Origin of the sequence: Vibrio echinoideorum (assembly GCF_024347455.1) — a bacterium.
Lineage (GTDB): Bacteria > Pseudomonadota > Gammaproteobacteria > Enterobacterales > Vibrionaceae > Vibrio > Vibrio echinoideorum.
Map to the genome: position 1 here is coordinate 1,274,557 of NZ_AP025483.1, position 17,806 is coordinate 1,292,362.

General features: G+C 44.1%; 18 protein-coding genes and 1 other annotated feature. Of the genes, 7 read left to right on the forward strand and 11 right to left on the reverse strand.

Annotated features, from left to right (window positions below):
- Positions 1-9: 9 nt before the first annotated feature.
- The 4 genes from OCV36_RS05870 (at position 10) to OCV36_RS05885 (ending at position 4,296) form a co-directional block, all read left to right on the forward strand.
- Entirely contained in the window at positions 10-783 is a 774-nt protein-coding gene (locus OCV36_RS05870) for an ABC transporter substrate-binding protein (protein WP_135454663.1), read from the forward strand.
- A 677-nt stretch (positions 784-1,460) separates the two neighbouring features.
- Complete coding sequence (locus OCV36_RS05875; protein WP_017076380.1) at positions 1,461-2,420, forward strand: TRAP transporter substrate-binding protein; 960 nt, start codon at positions 1,461-1,463, stop codon at positions 2,418-2,420.
- 67 nt (positions 2,421-2,487) lie between these two features.
- Positions 2,488-2,967, forward strand: coding sequence for a TRAP transporter small permease (locus tag OCV36_RS05880; protein ID WP_017076379.1), 480 nt, complete (start codon positions 2,488-2,490; stop codon positions 2,965-2,967).
- 21 nt (positions 2,968-2,988) lie between these two features.
- Positions 2,989-4,296 (forward strand): TRAP transporter large permease, encoded by a 1,308-nt coding sequence (locus OCV36_RS05885; protein ID WP_102456917.1) that lies wholly within the window; start codon positions 2,989-2,991, stop codon positions 4,294-4,296.
- Positions 4,297-4,401: 105 nt separating this feature from the next.
- Here the strand turns inward: OCV36_RS05885 and OCV36_RS05890 are convergent, their stop codons facing one another.
- The 8 genes from OCV36_RS05890 to OCV36_RS05925 all read right to left on the reverse strand — a co-directional run bounded on the left by OCV36_RS05890 (position 4,402) and on the right by OCV36_RS05925 (position 13,242).
- Complete coding sequence (locus OCV36_RS05890; RefSeq protein WP_029225237.1) at positions 4,402-5,661, reverse strand: dicarboxylate/amino acid:cation symporter; 1,260 nt, start codon at positions 5,659-5,661, stop codon at positions 4,402-4,404.
- A gap of 372 nt (positions 5,662-6,033) precedes the next feature.
- The gene (gene trpA / locus OCV36_RS05895; protein WP_135454664.1) at positions 6,034-6,840 is read right to left on the reverse strand and encodes a tryptophan synthase subunit alpha; all 807 of its coding nucleotides are present in this window, start codon (positions 6,838-6,840) and stop codon (positions 6,034-6,036) included.
- On the reverse strand, positions 6,840-8,030 hold the full coding sequence (trpB, locus tag OCV36_RS05900; RefSeq protein ID WP_017076375.1) for a tryptophan synthase subunit beta: 1,191 nt from the start codon (positions 8,028-8,030) through the stop codon (positions 6,840-6,842). The genes trpA and trpB overlap by 1 nt, the downstream gene beginning before the upstream one ends.
- 195 nt (positions 8,031-8,225) lie before the next feature.
- A complete protein-coding gene (gene trpCF, locus OCV36_RS05905; RefSeq protein ID WP_135454666.1) occupies positions 8,226-9,677 on the reverse strand; it encodes a bifunctional indole-3-glycerol-phosphate synthase TrpC/phosphoribosylanthranilate isomerase TrpF in 1,452 nt (483 codons plus the stop codon).
- Between the two features lie 20 nt (positions 9,678-9,697).
- A complete protein-coding gene (gene trpD / locus OCV36_RS05910) occupies positions 9,698-10,693 on the reverse strand; it encodes an anthranilate phosphoribosyltransferase (protein WP_135454668.1) in 996 nt (331 codons plus the stop codon).
- 9 nt (positions 10,694-10,702) lie between these two features.
- Positions 10,703-11,329, reverse strand: coding sequence for an aminodeoxychorismate/anthranilate synthase component II (locus tag OCV36_RS05915; RefSeq protein WP_135454670.1), 627 nt, complete (start codon positions 11,327-11,329; stop codon positions 10,703-10,705).
- A gap of 2 nt (positions 11,330-11,331) precedes the next feature.
- Positions 11,332-12,930, reverse strand: coding sequence for an anthranilate synthase component 1 (locus tag OCV36_RS05920; protein WP_102554274.1), 1,599 nt, complete (start codon positions 12,928-12,930; stop codon positions 11,332-11,334).
- Between the two features lie 125 nt (positions 12,931-13,055).
- Positions 13,056-13,170: a sequence feature (Trp leader region), on the reverse strand.
- A complete protein-coding gene (locus tag OCV36_RS05925; RefSeq protein WP_009848753.1) occupies positions 13,117-13,242 on the reverse strand; it encodes a trp operon leader peptide in 126 nt (41 codons plus the stop codon). (Overlaps the previous feature by 54 nt.)
- A gap of 120 nt (positions 13,243-13,362) precedes the next feature.
- Between OCV36_RS05925 and rnm the strand changes: the two genes are divergently transcribed.
- From rnm to rluB, 3 genes are all read left to right on the forward strand, one after another.
- Positions 13,363-14,232, forward strand: coding sequence for an RNase RNM (rnm, locus tag OCV36_RS05930; RefSeq protein ID WP_029225234.1), 870 nt, complete (start codon positions 13,363-13,365; stop codon positions 14,230-14,232).
- Positions 14,233-14,287: 55 nt separating this feature from the next.
- Positions 14,288-14,908, forward strand: a complete 621-nt coding sequence (locus tag OCV36_RS05935) for an L-threonylcarbamoyladenylate synthase (protein WP_135454673.1) — start codon at positions 14,288-14,290, stop codon at positions 14,906-14,908.
- A gap of 160 nt (positions 14,909-15,068) precedes the next feature.
- Entirely contained in the window at positions 15,069-16,097 is a 1,029-nt protein-coding gene (gene rluB, locus OCV36_RS05940) for a 23S rRNA pseudouridine(2605) synthase RluB (protein ID WP_017076368.1), read from the forward strand.
- Positions 16,098-16,246: 149 nt separating this feature from the next.
- Here the strand turns inward: rluB and OCV36_RS05945 are convergent, their stop codons facing one another.
- The 3 genes from OCV36_RS05945 to efpL all read right to left on the reverse strand — a co-directional run bounded on the left by OCV36_RS05945 (position 16,247) and on the right by efpL (position 17,730).
- The gene (locus OCV36_RS05945; protein WP_017076367.1) at positions 16,247-16,738 is read right to left on the reverse strand and encodes an RNA methyltransferase; all 492 of its coding nucleotides are present in this window, start codon (positions 16,736-16,738) and stop codon (positions 16,247-16,249) included.
- An 82-nt stretch (positions 16,739-16,820) separates the two neighbouring features.
- Positions 16,821-17,150, reverse strand: coding sequence for an HI1450 family dsDNA-mimic protein (locus OCV36_RS05950; protein WP_102554275.1), 330 nt, complete (start codon positions 17,148-17,150; stop codon positions 16,821-16,823).
- Positions 17,151-17,160: 10 nt separating this feature from the next.
- On the reverse strand, positions 17,161-17,730 hold the full coding sequence (efpL, locus tag OCV36_RS05955; protein WP_017076365.1) for an elongation factor P-like protein EfpL: 570 nt from the start codon (positions 17,728-17,730) through the stop codon (positions 17,161-17,163).
- Positions 17,731-17,806 lie beyond the last annotated feature (76 nt).

The window sequence follows — 17,806 nt, forward strand, 5'->3', positions numbered from 1 at the left end:
ATGGCAATGATGAAAAAGATAATACTAGGACTCGCTTGCGCAGCTGCTTTACTTGGTACAACGGTACAGGCGAAAGAGATCCGTTTAGCGTCAGATTTTACGTATCCGCCATTCAACTATAAAAACAGCGATGGTGTGCCTGTAGGGTTTGATATTGAAATAGCTGACGCTCTGTGCGAGCGAGCAAAGCTAGATTGCACTTGGGTTTCACAAAGTTGGGATTCATTGATTCCAAGCTTATTAGCAAGGAAGTCAGACGTGATCATGGCTTCTATGCGCATTACCGAAGAACGTAAAAACAAGATTTTGTTTACAGATAAGTATTACCAAACTCCCGCAGTGTTTGTTGCCGCTAAAAGTGCAAAGTTTGATATTGATAAGCAAGGTCTCGATGGTAAAACTATTGGAGTTCAACAAGGAACGATTCACGATCGCTACGTAACAGACAAGTTTGGCGATGTGGCAAACATTAAGCGTTATACCGGCCAAGATGAAGTTTATCTGGATCTGCAAAACGGCCGTCTAGATCTAACCTTCGGCAACTCAGATCAACTGTCATTGGCTTTCTTAGATAAGAAAGAAGGTGAGGGTTTTGAATTTAAAGGCAAAGCAGTAACCGATAAAGCCTATATTGGTGAGGGTACTGCACTGGCACTCAGAAAGCAGGATTCGAAGTTAGCTAAGCAATTCAACGCTGCGATTGAAGAGATCAGAGCGAATGGTACCTATGACAAAATCGCCGCTAAGTACTTTACGTTTGATATCTATGGCAGTGATTTATAGCCACAAATTAGACCGCTTTCTTTTAGATACAACTTAACGAATGGGGTGGTTTCAGTTGATTGAAACCTTCTCTGTGAGAACTTAATCCGAGGGCAAGTTAGCTCTCGGATTTTCTATTCTATCTATATGGCCAAATATGGCAAGACGTCTTCTGTTGCTCTGTTCTGGAATGCTAATTCTGGCTTGAGCAGCAAGTTTCAATCATTCTTTTCAGCTCAACCTCCAACTCATCTTCTATTTCAAGATAGATCTAACTCACTCGTTTCTGGTTAGAAACCTTTCCAACTTATGCCATATCTCTAGATAATTAGCACAAATAAAGTCTTAAAATAACACAAAATTATTGTGCTATTTGTAACTAAGTGTTTTTTGGCCTGCTTCAAAAAACAACGAAAATTAAAAGTTATCGTAAAATTAGGTCGTTTTACGATCGAAATGACGGTGTCCTATAGCAAGTATGATTGATATCACAATCAAACCATCTCTCTGGTTGATTAATGAGTCTCAGACCACATTATTCTCACGTCGTATTGTAATACAAAAATCATAAGGGTAAGAATATTGTAATGAAACGTTACGGTCATGAGCTGTATGCAATAGAACGTTAGATTTCAAGCTCAGCTAGAACGTGTCATATAAAAACTGTACCTCTTACAAAATGGATTCTGGAGAAGAACATGAAAAAACACCTACTGACGATTGCAGCGGCGTCAATTCTGATGGCATTTGGCGCTCAAGCAAAAACTTTGACCTTAGGGCATGCAATGTCATTAGAAAGCGCAGCTCACCAAGGCATGGTGATCATGGCTGATAAAGTGAAAGAAAAATCGAATGGTGACCTTACGATTAAGATCTTTCCAAACGGTCAACTAGGTTCTGAACGTGATCAAGCTGAGCAAGTTGTTACCGGCGCGATTGATATGGCTAAAATCAATGGTGGGTTAGCAGAATCTTTTGAACCAACGTTTAAAGTCAATGCACTGCCTTTCTTATTTCGTGACGTTCCACACATGAGAACGTTCATGAGAAGTGAAGCCGCACAAGAGATGTTGCTTTCAAGTGAAGGTAAAGGCTTCATTGGTCTTACATTTTATGATTCAGGCACACGTAGCTTCTACGCTAAAAAAGCCATTAACTCACCGGCTGATCTAGCAGGCATGAAAGTTCGAGTTCCTGGTTCTCCAACCATGATGGAAATGGTTAACCTACTAGGCGGTAAAGCAACACCTGTACCTTTCAATGAGGTATACACGGCGCTGCAACAAGGCGTCATTGACGGTGCTGAAAATAACATTTCTAGCTTAGTTGAAATGAAACACAGTGAAGTTGCTAAATTTTATTCTATGGATCAGCACATGATGACACCTGACGTGATCATCATTTCAGAATACAAATGGGGTTCATTAACGGCAGAAGAGCAAAAAATCTTAAAAGAAGCTGCTGCTGAATCTCTTGAAGAGCAGATCAAAATCTGGGACGCAACAGATGACATGAACAAAGAGAAAGGAATGAAAGAAGGCGTAACGTTTGTTGAAGTTGATAAAGCCCCTTTCCGTGCAGCGGTTAAACCTATGATTGATGAGGCGAAAAAAGATCCAAAACTAGCTCCGTTCATTGAAAAAATTGAAGCTCTTTAATCAGTATTAGTGAAAATATAATTTTGCCTTGGCTTTGCTAAGGCAAAATTTTTTGAGGTATCACACCATGTTAGCAACTTTCAGAACCCTACTTGATAGGTTGATTCTTTTTGTCTCTTCTTTTGCATTAATGTTACTTGTCGTTACTGTCACTTGGCAGGTTTTTAGTCGTTATGTTTTGAATGACCCGAGTAACTGGACTGATGAACTTGCTCGTTATGCGATGGTATGGCTTGGATTATTAGGAGCAAGCTACTTATTCGGTATCAAAGGACACTTAGCAATAACGTTATTGGATGGTTATCTTAAGGGTAAAGCACATATAGCATTACACGTACTTATCAATGTGATCTCTGGTTCATTTGTCTTTTTAGCAATGCTTCAAGGTGGCATCGCCCTAATGGGAAGAACTACACAACAACTCTCTCCAGCACTGCAATTACCGATGTCGACGGTTTATTCAATATTGCCGATATCAGCCGTTATTATCCTCATCTATTTGGTCATGAATACGTTTGATCTTTTTTGTGAACCCAACAAAAAGTAAGTTTTAGAAGGACTCTATATTATGGATTTGTCCATTGGTGTTTGGCTGCTCGGCCTATTCTTATTCATGATTGCGATAAGCATGCCCATTGCGATTGCAATTGCCATGTCATCTTTAACGATCATGTATTTCATCTTACCGTTTGAAGTCGCTAGTATTACTGCGGGTCAAAAAATCATTACCGGTATTGATAGTTTCAGTTTATTAGCCATCCCTTTCTTTATCCTCGCTGGGAATATAATGAATGTGGGTGGTATCGCTAGCCGACTTATCAACCTTGCAAAGCTCCTGGTTGGTTGGATTCCTGGTTCACTTTTTCACGTTAACATCTTTGCAAATATGATGTTTGGCGCCGTTTCAGGATCAGCCGTTGCTGCAGCGGCTGCGGTTGGTAAAACCTTAGGCCCTGAATTAGAAAAAGATGGCTATGATAAAAACTTAGCAACAGCAGTAAACGTTGCATCTTGCCCTGCAGGTTTATTAATACCGCCGAGTAATTCACTGATCGTGTTTTCAGTGGTATCGGGTGGAACATCCGTTGCAGCATTATTTATCGCAGGTTATGTCCCAGGTATTTTAATGGGTTTAAGTTGTATGGTCGTAGCCTATTTCATCGCTAAAAAGAAAGGCTACAAAACAAGTGCGAATGAAGGCTTCACAACGAAAGATGTGCTAAGGGTTGTTTGGCAAGCAACGCCAAGCTTAGGGCTTATTGTTGTTGTTATTGGCGGTATTATTGGTGGTATATTCACTGCAACAGAAGGGGCATGTATAGCGGTTCTTTACTCTTTTATTCTGTCACTCTGTTACCGAACCCTCAAATGGGCGCATTTCCCGATAATTTGTAGAGAAACCGTTCAGGTCACGGGTATTATGCTGTTCTTGATTGGTGCTTCAACCATCATGTCATGGGCTATGGCTTTTACCGGTCTACCAACAATGATCAGTGATTGGATGCTCTCTATTTCAGATAATCCGATCATCATCTTTATTCTGATGAACTTGATCCTACTGATTGTGGGTATGTTTATGGATCTTACGCCTGCCGTATTGATTTTTACCCCTATTTTTATGCCGATTGCTGAGCATTTAGGTATGCATCCAATTCACTTCGCGATGATGATTATCTTCAACTTATGTATTGGTATTGCAACGCCACCCGTTGGTACGGCGCTATTTGTAGGTTGTAGTGTCAGTGGTTCCAAGATTGAAAATGTGATTAGAAGTATCATGCCGTTTTGTGCCGTATTGATTGTCACATTGTTGGCCATTACTTTTATTCCTGAAATTAGTTTAGCGCTGCCTCGTGCATTTGGATTAATCAATTAACCTTACAAGGGTAAGATTTACCGACTAAAGATTGATCATCATCTAATAAAAAAACCGCCTATATGAAGGCGGTTTTTATTTATCAATCAAAACTAAAGCTGAATACTACGCTTGTTGTTTTTGTAGCTCAGCTTCTTGTTCTTCGTCTTTGATTAGAGAATCAACGATTACTGCACATGCTGCATCACCAGTGATGTTCAGAGCAGTACGAATCATATCGAAGATACGGTCCAGAGCGAACAATAGAGGCAGACCTTCGATCGGGATACCAGCTGCTAGAAGAACGGCAACCACTAGGAAAGAAGGACCTGGAACGCCAGCTTGACCAACTGCACCTAGCGTAGAGGTTACGATGATAGCAACATAAGCACCCATAGTAAGATCGATGTTGAACAGCTGTGCAAAGAAGATAGCCACTAGGCCGTAGTAAATTGCGTTACCAGACATGTTTATCGTCGCACCTAGAGGCAGAACGAATGAGGCTGTAGAGTTACGAACGCCAAGCTCTTTCTCTACCGTTTCCATTGTTACTGGCAATGTAGCCATTGAAGATGCAGTTGATAGTGCAACCGCTTGAGGCTTCTTCATTGCAACTAGGAACTTCTTAGCTGAAGTCTTAGTAAAGATTTGAATCATTAGTGGGTAAGCAACAAAGCCGAAGATAAGAATTGCAGCGATGTAAACAATGAACAGCTTGAATACAACCATCAATGCGCCAAATCCGAATGTACCGACTGCTTCTGCCATTAGACCAAATACGCCAAGTGGTGCAATGATCATAACCTTGTTGATCATCCAAACCATAGCGTCAACGATCGCATTTACGCCGTTGATGATCGGGTCACGCTTCTCTTTTGCTTGTTTAGAAATCGCAATACCAAAGAATAAGCAGAAAACGAGAATTTGCAGAATGTTTGCTTCATTCAGTGATTGAAAAACGTTGGTAGGGATCATGCCAGTGATGGTAGCCCAGAACGTTGGCAGTTCGCCTTTCGCAGCGTATTCTGAAGAGAACATGCCTTCAACGCCAGAAACATCGATACCACGCCCCGGCTCGAATACTTCACCCATTACAAGCGCAAGAGCTACAGCAAGTGCAGACGTTAGTGCAAAGTAACCTAATGTTGTTACGCCAACTTTACCTGCAGATGAGCTGTTACCTAGGCCAGCAGCGCCAGAGATAAGTGCTACCGCAACTAGAGGGATAACCAACATCTTGATCAAATTGATGAAGATCGCACCTAGTGGAGCGAACATAGTTGCGCTTTGGCCCATCATCGCACCGACAACAGTACCGATGATCATTGCAATAACGACTTGTACGCCGATATTGCGTAGTAAACTCTTTTCTTTTAACACTTCCATAACTCCTGTGCTACAAAATATAAAAATCCTAGAATTACACACCAAGGTATCAGTTACCATTAGATGAATATTTCGCGATGAGTTTTACACGTATCTTTTACATTTATCAATATGAGCAGATGTGAAAGACCATTAAAAAGCGGTAATCAAATGTCAATTGGTGTTTTTTTAGACCCAAACAAACGTTTGCTTGTTAATTTGGCATTATTATTTATAAATCATAATTATGTTTTGGTTAGGTGTTATCGGTGTGCTACAGATTTGTTTTAAGCGTTGTTTTTATCAAAGCTTTAACAATTGAGAGGGGGGATGGAGTGTTTTCGGAGAAAATCTCCCACTGAGTGAATTGTCACACTAGTGGGAGATTATTTATTACTTTTGTGTCGCAGCTTTCATTGGTGTAACAAATTCAGCCAATGCTTTTAGCATTGCTTCTGGCTGTTCAACGTTGTTTTCAATGATTTTTACAACGGCTGAGCCAGAAATAGCGCCGGCAGCACCCGCTTCAATGGCTTCTTTTACTTGCTCTGGTGCGGAGATACCAAAACCAAGCAGTGCTGGTGGAGCATCAAACTTGTTTAAACGGTTAAGCAGTGCAGAAACTGGCATGTTTGCCTTTGTTTCAGCACCGGTTACGCCGGCACGAGAAAGTAGGTATGTGTAACCGCCACCTAGCTCAGAAACCGATTGAAGTGTTTCATCGCTTGCTGTTGGTGGAGCAATAAAGATTGGGTGAACGCCAAACTTTTCGGCCGCCGCAACGAACTCTTGGCTTTCATTGGTTGGTACATCAGCAATCAAGACTGAATCGATACCTGCTTTTGCGCAGCGTTCGTAAAAATGTTCTATACCACGTGCGTAAACCAAGTTTGCGTACATCAGTAGGCCGATTGGTAGCTCTGGGTATTTAGCGCGGATTTGGCTAATAAGCTCAAAGCACACGTCAGGCGTTACTTTCGAATCCAAAGCACGGATGTTTGCGCCTTGGATAGTTGGACCATCAGCCAGTGGGTCAGAGAATGGAATACCAAGTTCAAGTGCGTCAGCACCGGCTTCCACTAGTGTTTCCATGATCTTCAATGATTGCTCTGGGTTAGGATCGCCAACCGTTACAAATGGTACAAATGCGCCTTGATTCTTTTCAGCTAAGCGAGTGAAGAGTGATTGATAGCGATCCATTATAATGCTCCTTTCTCTTTAAGAATGTCGTGTACAGAGAAAATGTCTTTGTCACCACGACCAGATAAGTTAACGACTAATAGTTGCTCTTTCTCTGGGTCGTCGTGTGCCATTTTGACAGCGTGAGCCACAGCATGAGATGACTCTAGCGCAGCAATAATACCTTCTTTACGTGCAATCAATTGGAATGCATCTAACGCTTCGTCATCGGTTACGCTATCGTATTCTGCGCGGCCAATGGCATTCAGGTGCGCGTGCTGCGGACCAACTGATGGGAAATCTAGACCTGCAGAAACCGAATAAGACTCTTCTACTTGGCCGTTCTCATCTTGCATCAGTGGTGCTTTCATACCGAAGAAGATACCCGTTTTGCCGTGCTTAAGCGGCGCGCCGTGTTGGTCGGTATCAATACCTTTACCAGCAGGCTCTACACCGATCAGGCGAACAGACTCTTCTTCAATGAAGTCAGCGAACATACCGATAGCGTTTGAACCACCGCCGACACAAGCGATAACCGCATCAGGAAGGCGACCTTCACGAGCTAAGATTTGGTGCTTCGTTTCTTCACCAATCATGCGTTGGAAATCACGAACAATCGTTGGGAATGGGTGAGGGCCCGCCGCAGTACCCAATAGGTAGTGCGCGTCTTCATAAGTTGCAGACCAGTCACGTAGCGCTTCGTTACATGCATCTTTTAGCGTTGAAGAGCCAGAATGAACAGGGATAACCTCTGCGCCCATTAGCTTCATACGGAACACGTTCGGGCTTTGACGTTCAACGTCTTTTGCACCCATGTAAACACGACACTTAAGGCCCAGTAGAGCACACGCTAGAGCCGTTGCAACACCGTGTTGGCCTGCGCCAGTTTCAGCGATGATTTCCTGTTTACCCATACGTTTTGCGAGCAATGCTTGGCCAAGAACTTGGTTTGTTTTGTGAGCACCGCCGTGAAGTAGATCTTCACGCTTTAGGTACAGTTTGGTTTTTGTACCTTTAGTCAGGTTACGCGTTAGCGTTAGTGCCGTTGGACGACCTGCGTACTCTTGAAGAAGCGTCATGAATTCACTGCGGAACTCAGGATCTGCTTGTGCATCGATAAATGCTTGTTCTAGTTGGTCTAGTGCTGGCACTAGGATCTGCGGTACGTATTGACCACCGTATTCACCAAAGTAGGCATCGAGTTTAGCCATTGTGTTATTCCTTCAATTCTATCGATGTGTATTCACACCAAGTCATTTAATCTTGTTTAAGCTTCGCAAAGGCAAAGCTCACTAATCTGTTTTTTGATTCTGCGCTCTAGGTTCAGCTTTCTAGCTTTCTAGCTTCTAAGTTCTAAGTTCTAAGCTCTGAGTTCGAGGTTCCAGGTTTAAGTTCTAGAAACCGAACTAGTAATTACGAATCGCTGCAAAAGCACGTTGCAGTTTGTCTGCGTCTTTTTTACCTGGAGCCGATTCAACGCCAGAGTTTAGGTCTAGCCCTAAACAACCCAACTTAGCCGCTTGGTTAGCATTTTCTGGGTTTAGACCGCCCGCTAACATGATTGCGTTTTGGTTGTTGATTAGGCTCCAATCGAACACTTGGCCTGTACCGCCAGTTTGAGAACCCACTTTAGTATCTAGCAGGTGACGAGTCACGTTGCTTTGAAGTAATTCTGGTAGCGCGCTTTTAGCACCGGAAGCATCACCAGAAGTAACACCGTAAGCTTTCCAAATCTCAACGTTTTCAGGCAGTGATTGTTTTAACTCATCTACAAACGCTTGAGACTCATCACCGTGTAGTTGCACCGCAAACAAACCTAGCTCAGAAACCGTTTTCGTAACGTCAGTAACGCTATGGTTTTGGAACACACCTACGTAGTTCAAAGGAGCGCCACTCATGGTTAAACGAGCCGCTTCGATATCCACATGGCGCTTAGACGCTTCAACGAAAATCAGACCACCGAATACCGCACCTGCTTGATACGCTTTTGCTGCATCGTCTGGGTGGGTTAAACCACAGACCTTGTTTTCACCGAGCGTCACTTTACGCACCGCAAGCTCTAAGTTCTTTTCAGCCATCAGAGAGCTGCCGATTAGGAAGCCGTCTGCAAATGTTGAAAGGTCACGAACTTGTTGATGCGTGTAGATGCCAGACTCTGAAATCACGACTGCTTCTGGAGCAAGTTTGCGAACCAGCGGAGCTAACTCTTTGGTACGGTTCAAATCAGTCGAAAGGTCACGTAGGTTACGGTTATTAATGCCGATTACTTTTGCTTCTAGAGCGACTGCGCGGTGAAGCTCTTCTTCGTTGCTGACTTCGGTTAGTACACCCATGTTGAGTGAGTGAGCGACTTCAGCAAGCACTTTGTACTCTTCATCATCTAATACCGACAGCATCAGCAAGATTGCATCAGCTGAATAGTGACGAGCTAAGTAAACTTGGTAGCTATCGACCATGAAGTCTTTACACAAGATAGGTTGCTTAGCAATGCTACGAACCTTTGGCAAAAACTCAAAATTACCTTGGAAGTACTTCTCGTCTGTTAGTACTGAAATCGCATTTGCGTGGTTGTTGTACACCGATGCGATGTAGTCCAAATCAAACTCGTCGCGAATCAAACCTTTTGACGGCGATGCCTTCTTACATTCCGTGATGAAAACGGTTTGCTCGCCGCTTAGTGCATCATAGAAGCTACGATCTGTTGCGGTTAAGGCCGCTTTAAACTCGTCCAATGGTTGAGCCTGCTTACGCGCTTCAACCCATTGGTATTTGTCACGAACGATTTTTGCTAATACTTCGGCCATTTCAGCTTCTTTGACTGAAACGTGGGTCGACAGTTTATCGGTAGTCTGTGTCATGTTCATTGTCTCGTCGTTCGTTAGGCGTGTGCAGCAAGCTTTTGTACAAGCTCGTACGCTTTGCCAGAGTTCATCGCGTCAATCGCTTGCTGTGCGTTGGCTTTTAGATCTTCGTGACCAAATAGACGCATCAGCAGTGCAACGTTGACTGCCACAGCGCCAACTTGAGCATCTGTGCCTTTACCCGTCAGGATATCGGTTGTGATGGCTTTGTTCTCTTCTGGCTCGCCGCCCTTGATTGCTTCAAGAGGGTGAGTGTTCAGGCCAAAGTCTGACGGTGTCACTGTGTACTCGTGAATTTTGCCATCTTTAATTTCAGCAACGATTGTCTCGCCATGAATAGCCACTTCATCAAGGCCACTACCGTGCACAACGGCAGCACGCTTCATACCCATTTGCAGCATCGTCTCCGCAATAGGGCGTACGAGTTCTTTGCTGTAAACACCCATCAGCTCGATGTTAGGGCGAGCAGGGTTAATCAATGGACCAAGGATGTTGAAGATAGTGCGTGTTTTCATTGTTTGACGAACGGGCATCGCGTGACGTACACCAACGTGATATTGCGGAGCAAATAAGAATGCTACGCCAAGTTCGTCAACGGCTTTACGTGTATCTTCAGCGGTCATCGCTAAGTTGATACCAAACGAATCTAGCAGATCAGAAGAGCCTGATTTACTTGATACGCTGCGGTTGCCGTGCTTAGCTATTTTTAAACCACACGCTGCTGCTACAAATGCAGAAGTTGTAGAAATGTTGATGGTGTCATGACCGTCGCCGCCTGTACCTACGATGTCTGCAAAATCGTAATCAGGACGTGGGAACGGGTTTGCATTGGCAAGCAGTGCTTTCGCTGCGCCAGCGATTTCATCCGGCGTTTCGCCTTTGATTTTCAGCGCAGTAAGCGCAGAAGCCATCAAAATTGGGTCTAGTTCGCCCTTGATGATCACATCAAACAGTTGTTGGCTTTCTTCTTGAGTAAGAGACTGTTGTTCGTAAAGTTTATTAATCTGTTCCATGATCGTTTCCTAGTTAGTCTTTTTATCAAGAGTAGAGCTTTTCTCTAGATGAAGAGGTTTCTCAAGAGCCCATTCGATAGCGTTCGCTAGAAGCGTTGCACCGTAGGTCGTCATAATCGATTCTGGGTGGAATTGGAATCCACAAACCTTGTCTTGTTCTTGAACCACAGACATCACCAAATCATCGACTTCAGCGGTCACCATTAGGCTATCGGATACATGTGTTGCCACCAAAGAATGGTAGCGAGCGATAGCCAGTGGCGAAGGTAAGCCTTGGTAAGTCGCATGGTTTTGGTGTTCCATCATAGACACTTTACCATGAATGATTTCGCCAGCGCCTGCAACGGTGCCGCCGTAGGCTTCAACAATCGCTTGGTGGCCTAAGCAAATGCCAATCATTGGCACTTTGCCTTTTAAAAGCTGAATTAGCTCTGGCATACAGCCCGCATCAGCAGGAGCGCCAGGGCCTGGTGAAAGTAGCGCAACAGGGTTGTCTAGCTCGTTGATAGCCGCTTCCACTACTTTTGCCGAGATGTTGTTACGGTAAATCTTTACGCTGTGTCCCAATGAACGAAACTGGTCTACAAGGTTATAAGTGAACGAGTCGAAGTTATCGATGAATACAATATCAGCCATGATTACGACTCCTGCTTATTTGATGATGACTTACAAGATGCAGTATGCGCGGCTTGAATCGCTGAGATAACCGCTTGTGCTTTACCGCGAGTTTCATCTGCTTCTGCTTGTGGATCTGAATCGAACACCACACCTGCACCCGCTTGAACCTGTGCTACGCCATCTTCAACGTAAGCAGAGCGAATTACGATGCAAGTATCTAATGTGCCTTCACCCGTTAAGTAACCCACTGCGCCACCGTAGCTACCACGACGCGTTTTTTCTACGTCACGGATAAGTTGCATTGCGCGGATTTTTGGCGCGCCAGTTAGCGTACCCATGTTCATACAAGCTTGGTAAGCGTGCAGGGCATCTAAGTCTTCACGTAGCTGACCAACAACGCGAGAAACCAAGTGCATCACATGGCTGTAGCGATCAACTTTCAATAAGTCTGCTACGTGGCGAGTGCCGGCTTCGGCAATACGAGCCACATCGTTACGCGCTAGGTCGACCAGCATCATGTGTTCAGCGTTTTCTTTCTTGTCGGTACGCAGTTCAAGTTCGATACGGCTATCTAGGTCGAAATCGATTTGACCGTCTGGGCGTTTACCGCGACGACGAGTACCTGCAATTGGGTAGATCTCGATTTGGTTGGTTTCGGTTTCGTATTTCAGCGCGCTTTCTGGAGAAGCACCGAACAGAGTAAATAGCTCGTCTTGCATGTAGAACATGTAAGGGCTTGGGTTACTTTGTTTGAGTTCTTTATAAGCCGCCAGTGGAGCAGGGCAAGGCAGCGTGAAGCGGCGTGAAGGTACCACTTGGAATACATCGCCTTTTACCACGTACTCTTTTAAGTCACGAACCGTTTGGCAGAAGTCTTGATCTGAAACGCTTGGTACAGCTTCAACGTTGTCGAGCGGCGTTACTTCTGTGATGGCTTTCAAGGACTGACATTGTGTTTGAATATCAGCTAGGCGATCCGTTAATTGTGCCTTAATGCTTTCGTCTTGAGTGAACAAGCTTGCGTGAAGCAGGCCTTCATTCTCCTGGTGGTCGAAACGTAATAGTGTTTCAGCAACGTAGAAAACAAAGTCAGGGCAGTTGTTAGTCGCTTCCGCATCGCCTAGCGGTTCAAAGTTCGCCACGATGTCGTAAGCGAATAGGCCCGCCATAAATAATGCGTGTTTGTTGCTTGGGTCTTGTTCAAAGCTGTGCTGAACTAAACGCAATGCATCAAAAGAAGACGCTTCTCTTAAACGTGAGTCTTCGTCTAATTCGTTACTAGGCTCGACAAAAGTGAGCGTCAATACGTTATCGGTAAGGTCAGATTTGATCTCTGTTTTAACGTTTTGAGCTAGGTGTTCGATAAGCGCTTGACCGTTTTGGGTCAATGCTTGAAAGGTTACTTCATGTCCACGGCATACGATGCGAACAGCAGAGTCGATAAGGAGTAAGCTTGTCAGGTTTTGTTTAGATTCAATCTCAGCAGATTCCAGCAACAGACTGTCTGTTTTGTTTTCACACAAAGTATGAAAAACACTGGTTGGATCTTGTGAGTAAGGAACCGAAGAATTGATGACCTCAATGGTTCCCAGCTTTTTGATTTCAATGGCCTTGTTCACAAGACCTCCTTTATGATTCTTTAAATTTCCTGCCGTACATAGTCGCATAAAGATACCGTTCACCCAATCTAGAATATGGTCAATTCGTTGATTTGTTAGTCAGTTGAATGTGAGATGTTCGACAAATTAAAAAGCCCGCTATGAAAGCGGGCTTAGTGATAACTTTTTTATAAACAAACTGTTTAACTAGAAGTACACGTTAGCCCACCAAGAACTTGTCCAAGTGCGCCACCAATTAAGCTCAGAGCTTGCTTCTACTGAAGAAAGTTCTAAAACTTTATCTTTATGGTTTTGGTTAAATTCTTGTAACATGGTAAACCTATCAAATGTGATACTTCGTATTTGTGTACTAGTTAACTAGTTTTGCGCTTGCAGGTCAAGTGCGTTGGCACAAATATAACGATAAAAATTAAAAACAATGAAAAAGAATATATGAGAATTGATCTACATAGTCATACAACAGCCTCAGATGGCCGACTTACTCCACCTGAACTGATTGACCGAGCGTTAGGCTTTAACATCGAAGCGTTAGCGATTACAGATCATGATACGACTGATGGGCTTGCTGAAGCACGCAACTATATTGCTGATAACAACCTTCCGATTCAGTTGATTAACGGCATCGAGATCTCAACCGTTTGGCAAAACAAAGATATCCATATTGTTGGGTTAAACGTTGATCCTGAATCACCAGAATTGAAAGCGTTAATTGAACAACAAAAGCTTCACCGTATTGGGCGTGCAGAGATGATTGCTCAACGTCTTGAGAAAGCGACGCGTGAAGGGTTGTTAGAAGAAGTTAAATTGATTGCTGGTGATGCGCCTATCACTCGTGCTCACTTTGCTAAGTGGCTAGTCGATAATGGTTACGCAAAAACCATGCAACAGGTGTTCAAAAAGTTTCTTACTCGTAATAACCCAGGTTATGTACCGCCAACGTGGTGCTCAATGAGTGATGCTGTAACGGCTATTCATGCGGCTGGTGGCCAAGCGGTGCTTGCACACCCTGCGCGATATGGCTTCACCGCAAAGTGGATTAAACGTCTTCTCGCTGCATTTGTTGAAGCAAATGGTGACGCTATGGAAGTGGCTCAACCTCAGCAAGCGCAACAAGAAAGACGCACACTCGCGGATTATGCTATACAATACAAACTATTAGCCTCCCAAGGCAGCGACTTCCATTACCCATCCCCATGGATGGAACTTGGACGTAATCTCTGGCTACCTTCTGGGGTCGAAGAAGTATGGAAAGATTGGGAGTTTCAAACGGTTTCACCATCTGATATCGATGACAGTATTTAGGTGAACCAGCTCCTTCTGATGATAGAGTCGAGAGATTCGATAACGAGGATCAACAATGAGCCAGTTTTTTTATGTACACCCAGATAACCCACAAGCACGCTTAATTACTCAAGCTGTTGCTATTATCCGTAGTGGCGGTGTTGTGGTTTATCCGACAGATTCAGGTTATGCGCTAGGTTGTCAGCTTGAGAATAAACAAGCACTTGAACGTATCTGCAAAATTCGTCGAATCGATGATAAACACAACTTCACTTTGTTATGCCGTGATCTTTCTGAGTTATCACTGTATGCACGAGTTGATAACGTTGCTTTCCGTTTGCTTAAAGCACATACACCAGGTGCTTATACTTTTATTTTCAAAGCAACCAAAGAAGTACCAAAGCGGTTGATGAACGCCAAGCGTAAAACGATTGGTATCCGTGTTCCTGACAATAAGATTGCTCTCGATCTGCTAGAGGCGATGGGTGAACCATTAATGTCGACGTCACTAATCCTGCCGGGTAATGAGACAACAGAGTCGGATCCGGAAGAAATTCGCGACAGCCTTGAGCATGCCGTTGATGTCATTCTGAATGGCGGCTATTTAAGTGAACAACCAACTACGGTTATTGACTTCAGTGACGATGACGCCGTTGTCTTACGTCGTGGTGCCGGTGATCCAGCGCCGTTTGAATAACAGCGTTACTGATTAACAGTCTGTAACGAAACAGCAAACCTGCCAGAGTAAATAACAAGTGCTTTTTGACAGGTTATTTGCGATAATACGCGACCGCGATTTGGTCGCGAAAAAATTCATTCGACGTCTGTGAAGACGACAATTAGGTAGAAAATAGTAAATGAGCGAAAAATTACAGAAGGTTTTAGCGCGAGCTGGTCACGGTTCTCGTCGTGAACTAGAAGGTTTAATCAAATCTGGTCGTGTAAGTGTTAACGGGCAAGTAGCAAAATTGGGTGAGCGTCTTGAAGACGAGAACTCAGTTATCCGCATCGACGGTCACACTATTACTGGTAAAGCTTCTGAAGAAGTGGTTTGTCGTGTGCTTGCTTACTACAAACCAGAAGGTGAGCTTTGTACTCGTCATGACCCAGAAGGTCGCCGTACTGTTTTCGATCGTCTACCTAAGATCCGTGGTTCTCGCTGGATTTCAGTAGGTCGTCTTGATGCAAACACATCTGGTCTTTTGCTTTTCACTACCGATGGTGAACTTGCAAACCGCCTAATGCACCCAAGCCGTCAGGTTGAGCGTGAGTACCTAGTACGTGTATTTGGTGAAGTGACTGAGCAGAAAGTTAAAAACGTTACTCGTGGTGTGAAACTAGAAGATGGCATGGCTCGTTTCGAAGACGTGGTTTACGCTGGTGGTGAAGGTATGAACCATACTTTCTACGTAGCGATTAACGAAGGTCGTAACCGTGAGGTTCGTCGTCTTTGGGAATCACAAGAAACAACAGTAAGCCGTCTGAAACGTGTACGTTACGGTGATATCTACCTTGATAAGAAACTGCCTCGTGGCGGTTGGAAAGAGCTAGATCTTCAAGAAGTAAACTACTTGCGTGAGCTTGTTGAACTTCAGCCTGAAAAAGAGACTCTGCTGGATCTTGATCCTGCAAACACTTCTCGTAAGCGTGAGCGTTCTCGTAGCCAGAAAATTCGTCGTGCTGTTAAGCGTCACGAAGAGCGCGCAAATGCTCCTAAAGGCCGTAGCAACCAGACTAAGCGTAAGAAGCCTGCAACTCGCGGTACTACAACACCTGATTCAGGTCGTAGTGCTCCAGCGACCAATGGCAAACCTCAGGCTACCAAAAAGCCTAAACTGAACAACGGACGCCCGGCTAAACCGGCTAAGCCAAGAACTCGCCAGTAATACCGCGACTTCATTAGTTTAAAGGTCATTCAGCTAAAGCTTTAAATGACCTAAAGCTTCGAATACTAAAAAACCTGCTAACTTAGCAGGTTTTTTTACGCCTTCAATATGACGCAATTCAAATCATGTGGCAGTGCTTAACGAGTGGGTTAGGTCACTTTCAAGTGATTAGAGAAGTTGTCACCTTTTGCCATGCGGTCGTACAAAATGACATTTACCGCAGCAGCTAAGTTCATGCAACCATTGGTCGGGACATAGATGGTTTCACGACAGAAGTCGGTGATCTCTTTTTTCAGAGTTCCATCTTCAGGGCCAAAGATGTAAAAAGCACGAGGTGGGTGCTTATAATCAGGCAGAGGCTTTGCGCCTTCAATCAAGTCAACCGCAACGGGTACGCAGCCAACCGGAATAATGTCTTTAAGGTCTTCTACACCAATGAGTGGCAACTCAAGGTGCTTTTCTTTAGTGTCGGTATGAAACTGTCGAGCGTGGTCATAGCGGGTGCCAGTATAAAATACAGAGTTTGCTCCGTAGCAACCAGCTGCTCGCATTACTGAGCCAACATTTTCAGGTGTTTTGGGATTCACTAATCCAACACAGGCGTAGCCTTTGGATAGGGTATCTGTTTTTGCTTTGGTCATAATTTTGTAGAGTTGCAGTTTTGTGAGTCTATGGAAGTCGTAATAAAACCAGCTCAGTAATCTGAGCTGGTTCAAGAACAGCTTAGTCGCGTTTCCACAGCACGTGACAGAACTTATGTTCTGGGTCACGACTGATTAGCATACGAGCAAACACATCGTCTAGAACGTCATCAGTTTCATTCACAAGACCAATGCGCACTTCAGCGTAGATTTCTTTGTCGACTTCAAAGCCAACATGTTCAACCCAATCATCGCCAGTTTCAACAAGTTCTGCAGCGCCACGGTCTTCGAACTGAGCTGTGAATAGGATCACGTCAGCAGGTTCAAGATTGTCAGGTGCCATCTCTAAGAAGATGTCGTACGCAGTGTCAATTGCGTCGTCGTAAGACATTAGGTCGTTAGCTTCGGTCATAATCAGTATCTTAGCTTGCGCGGTTCATGTATTTACGTTCAGTCGTGTTCACTACTACTTTATCGCCAGTTGCGATGTACTCAGGAACTTGAACTGTAAGGCCGGTAGACAGGCGAGCTGGTTTAGTACGAGCAGAAGCAGATGCACCTTTGATTGAAGGGTCTGTTTCTTCGATAACTAACTCAACTGAAGAAGGCAATTCAAGAGTTGCCGCTGTACCATCGATAAGAATTGCGTATACGCCTTGAGTCTCTTCGTTGATGAACAGCAGTTCGTCTTCGATCATTTCACCGTTGAAGATGAACTGTGTGTAATCTTCGTTATCCATGAAGATGTACTCATTGCCATCAACGTAAGAGAACATCACTGCACGCTTAGTTACGTCGATAGTTTCAACGATTTCGTCAGCCTTGTGGCGAACTTCTGTTTTAACGCCAGTTGCTACATCGTGACCACGGAAGCGGTAAATTTTTTGACCGCCACGGCCACCAGGTGTTGTCACTTCGATATCTTTAACGAGTACTGTTTTGCCATCTACATTGATCGCAAAACCTTTTTTAATCTCACTTGCTCTAGGCATTTTGTGTTTGTCCTTATTGGGTCTATCCGCTGATTATATCTCGGAGATGCTACAAATAGGAATAGCTTGAATCATA

Bases quoted from the DNA above. Each gene is read 5' to 3' on its own strand.
- OCV36_RS05870 (WP_135454663.1), top strand. From the start codon at position 10: ATGAAAAAGATAATACTAGGACTCGCTTGCGCAGCTGCTTTACTTGGT.
- OCV36_RS05880 (WP_017076379.1), top strand. From the start codon at position 2,488: ATGTTAGCAACTTTCAGAACCCTACTTGATAGGTTGATTCTTTTTGTC.
- rluB (WP_017076368.1), top strand. From the start codon at position 15,069: ATGAGCGAAAAATTACAGAAGGTTTTAGCGCGAGCTGGTCACGGTTCT.
- trpD (WP_135454668.1), bottom strand. From the start codon at position 10,693: ATGGAACAGATTAATAAACTTTACGAACAACAGTCTCTTACTCAAGAA.
- OCV36_RS05915 (WP_135454670.1), bottom strand. From the start codon at position 11,329: ATGGCTGATATTGTATTCATCGATAACTTCGACTCGTTCACTTATAAC.
- OCV36_RS05945 (WP_017076367.1), bottom strand. From the start codon at position 16,738: ATGACCAAAGCAAAAACAGATACCCTATCCAAAGGCTACGCCTGTGTT.
- OCV36_RS05885 (WP_102456917.1), top strand. From the start codon at position 2,989: ATGGATTTGTCCATTGGTGTTTGGCTGCTCGGCCTATTCTTATTCATG.
- OCV36_RS05875 (WP_017076380.1), top strand. From the start codon at position 1,461: ATGAAAAAACACCTACTGACGATTGCAGCGGCGTCAATTCTGATGGCA.
- trpA (WP_135454664.1), bottom strand. From the start codon at position 6,840: ATGGATCGCTATCAATCACTCTTCACTCGCTTAGCTGAAAAGAATCAA.
- OCV36_RS05925 (WP_009848753.1), bottom strand. From the start codon at position 13,242: ATGTTACAAGAATTTAACCAAAACCATAAAGATAAAGTTTTAGAACTT.
- trpB (WP_017076375.1), bottom strand. From the start codon at position 8,030: ATGGCTAAACTCGATGCCTACTTTGGTGAATACGGTGGTCAATACGTA.
- efpL (WP_017076365.1), bottom strand. From the start codon at position 17,730: ATGCCTAGAGCAAGTGAGATTAAAAAAGGTTTTGCGATCAATGTAGAT.
- OCV36_RS05935 (WP_135454673.1), top strand. From the start codon at position 14,288: ATGAGCCAGTTTTTTTATGTACACCCAGATAACCCACAAGCACGCTTA.
- trpCF (WP_135454666.1), bottom strand. From the start codon at position 9,677: ATGACACAGACTACCGATAAACTGTCGACCCACGTTTCAGTCAAAGAA.
- rnm (WP_029225234.1), top strand. From the start codon at position 13,363: ATGAGAATTGATCTACATAGTCATACAACAGCCTCAGATGGCCGACTT.
- OCV36_RS05890 (WP_029225237.1), bottom strand. From the start codon at position 5,661: ATGGAAGTGTTAAAAGAAAAGAGTTTACTACGCAATATCGGCGTACAA.
- OCV36_RS05950 (WP_102554275.1), bottom strand. From the start codon at position 17,150: ATGACCGAAGCTAACGACCTAATGTCTTACGACGACGCAATTGACACT.